The 2,936-nt window shown below is 45.7% G+C and carries 1 protein-coding gene; it reads right to left on the reverse strand.

Annotated features, from left to right (window positions below):
- Positions 1–104 precede the first annotated feature (104 nt).
- On the reverse strand, positions 105–2,936 hold a 2,832-nt coding region (gene sprA, locus VIP81_RS27320; RefSeq protein WP_331968883.1), incomplete at its 5' end, for a cell surface protein SprA.

Raw genomic sequence — 2,936 nt, forward strand, 5'->3', positions numbered from 1 at the left:
CAAACCTAGGAAAAAATTACGAATTGCAAATGACGAAATACGGGACTTGTATATAGATATTCGTGAATATCAGCCTATATACAAGTCCCGTAATCTGTAGTTATTTATTGCGACAATACAAACCTGAACGTAATACCTCCACTGGTACTGGTGATCGGGTACGAAGTAGAGATGACAGGTATGGTTTGTCGTCTGTCATAGAAGAAGCGGAGGTTTAACCGGTTATTCACCACGTAGTCAATAGATGGGGATATGCCCACTACTTTCTGTCCGCTGGTTGGAATCGACAAGTCGGCATCCAGCCGGTTATTGGCGGTTTTATCATCCCGGAAGCTTAGATCCAGCCGGAAGTTCATATCATTTTGGAGCTTCTTGCCGCCATTTTTATTCAGGGAGAAAGGTAATTGTACCCCTCTTACCCGGTAGCCAGCTCCTATAATGATTTCGCTGGAGCGTATTTCTGTCAGCTGATAGTCAATGAGACTCAGGCTGAGAGAACGGCTCTTCCTGAATTCCACCTTGGCATTCAGGCTATTAACGAAGGTCAGGTCCACACCCAGCAATGGTGAGAACGACTCTGTAAGCGTAAGGTTAGGCACCAGAAAGTAAGGGAAGTAATTTCCGGATACGGTATCCCTGAACGCCGGGAAGCCGGTGAGCCGTGGATCTTCAAAGTACATAGACGTATTATAGGAGTTCATGCTGAGGGAACCCGTGTAAGCATGTCTGATAGTAAAGTTGGTCAGGAACGATTTGAAAGGTTCCAGCTTGGTCAACCCATTGTAAGTGATATTCCAGTTGGGTTTAGGAACATAATTACTGAAAGGATTACTTTTCACATTATCATTTCCTTGTTTCAATAGGGCTATCTTATCGGGCGTAGTTCCGGTATATGCCGCGAGGAATGCCGGTATCAGCACATCCTGTGCATACCTGGTATAACCATACGCATAATTAGGATCTTTAGGATCTCCTGGTGGAATACCCGGATCTTTATTATATGGATTCTCTGCGCCTAATCTTTTTGAGATCTCATTACGGTAGCCTTCAAAATTGCGGAAGGTTTGGGAGATACCATCTGAGGTATTGATTTTACCAAACATGGTCTTGATAGCGATGTAGGTAATTTCAAAACCACCTGCATCGTACGGGCTCAGGTGCTGGAAGTCACTTGGATCTGTCAGATTTTTGAACAGTTCCGTGTGCGTTTTGGTAAACGACTTGGTCATGGTCAGGTCGATACGCAGATCGTTGATCGGTTCCAGCTGGGCCTGTAAGTCCCATCTTTGTGTAAACTGTTGCTGGGCCTGTATATTAAACAAGGTATCCGGTGTAATCAGTCCTTTTTGTGCAAACTTATCCAACCACTTTCTATCCGGCTGGTAACCAAATACGAAGTTGAGGCCCGGCGCCATGGTGGCCCAGTTCATACCAATAATTTTGGTACTGTCAATGTAACCCGGTAAGCGGGTACCTGCATTTTCGTTATAGTTAAATCCAATCCGTTTCAGCATCATCAGTGGTTTCAGTAATCCTTTCACCCACGGCGATATTTCATCGGCGGCAGGCTGATTCTGATTTTGCTGGTTGCCGGCAGTTTTATTGTTGTTATTGGTAGTATTGTTATTATTCTGCGGTTTACGGGCATTCACCTGTCGGAGGAATTTCGATTTGTTATAGAGCTCTATAAATTTGAATTCCGCGGTCAGGGTTTTCTGTTGTGTATTTTCTATGGCGTTACCCAGGTACAAGGCCAGCTGTGAAGCGCCTGTCCACCGGTATTCTGTGCTGTAACCAAATGCGATATTGGTCCAGTTGAGTGCCGGGAATTTGGAGGTAGGCAGCGTATAGGTGAAATTGGCGTTGTGCATGTAATTGGTGTTACGCCCACCTTTAAAGAAGTTGCTACGTACTGTATCTTTCTTCGCAGCATTATCAATGCGGCCGTTGGGCTCATCAATACGTGCATTGTTTACGGCATTGAATTCAAAGTTGATGCTACGTGACAGATCCCATTTCACGGTATAATACCTGTCGAACGTAAAGTATTTATTATAGGTTTCCGGAAGCTGGTATTTCACATCTCCGCCCACGTTACGTACGCGGGTTACACCAAACTGACGGGATATATCTACCCGGAAGCTCAGGATGGCAGGCACATAGTTAATATTGAAGTCGCGGATCAGGTCCAGCCAATGCGATTTGCTTTTGATCAGTTTCTTAAACGGCTCCAGGTAATGCGGCTGCCCGGCATAGTTGTAGCCCATACCTCCGCGATGCTTGGTAAGCATATCGTTTTGAATCAGCGGATTATGCCGCAGTATCTGGGAGAACGAATAACTGAGATCGAAGTTTTCCAGGTCCCACAGGTGTCGTTTACCGCCGCCACCGAGATTCAGTTTTCGGACGTTGGTAAAGTTCAGACTTTTGATAGAGGTAAAATCCTGGGCGTCTTTCCTGATAGAGTCTTTTTCTGCGCGGTTTCTGGCCAGCGCAATTTTATCTTTCAGTTTAATATCCAGGTCATAAGGGTCATACTCCGGATTGCTGGCTGATTGAGAATAGCCGGCGTATACAGGAATAGAAATACCTGCTTTCTTGGGCAGCAGTTTACCTAGATCCAGGTTCGCCGCCGCATCATATTGCAGGAAGTTGTCCCTGAATCTTTCATTTACACGCTGATCAATGTTACCGAAACCGGCGGTATGCATGTTACCGGAAACGGAGATGGTACCTAAATCGGAGAGTTGTACATCCACCCTGGCCAATGCGGCGTAACCACCTTTCTCATCGAAGTCAGAGAGGCGGAGTTCATCGAGCCATACTTCGGCGCAATGTGGTTGCCCATCATCTTTAGGGTTTTGTATACCTACCATCATCGTGCGGGCATCTCCTAAACTAGGGTTACCCACCACCTGCATAAAGTTACCATATTG

Origin of the sequence: Chitinophaga sp. (assembly GCF_036566945.1) — a bacterium.
Lineage (GTDB): Bacteria > Bacteroidota > Bacteroidia > Chitinophagales > Chitinophagaceae > Chitinophaga.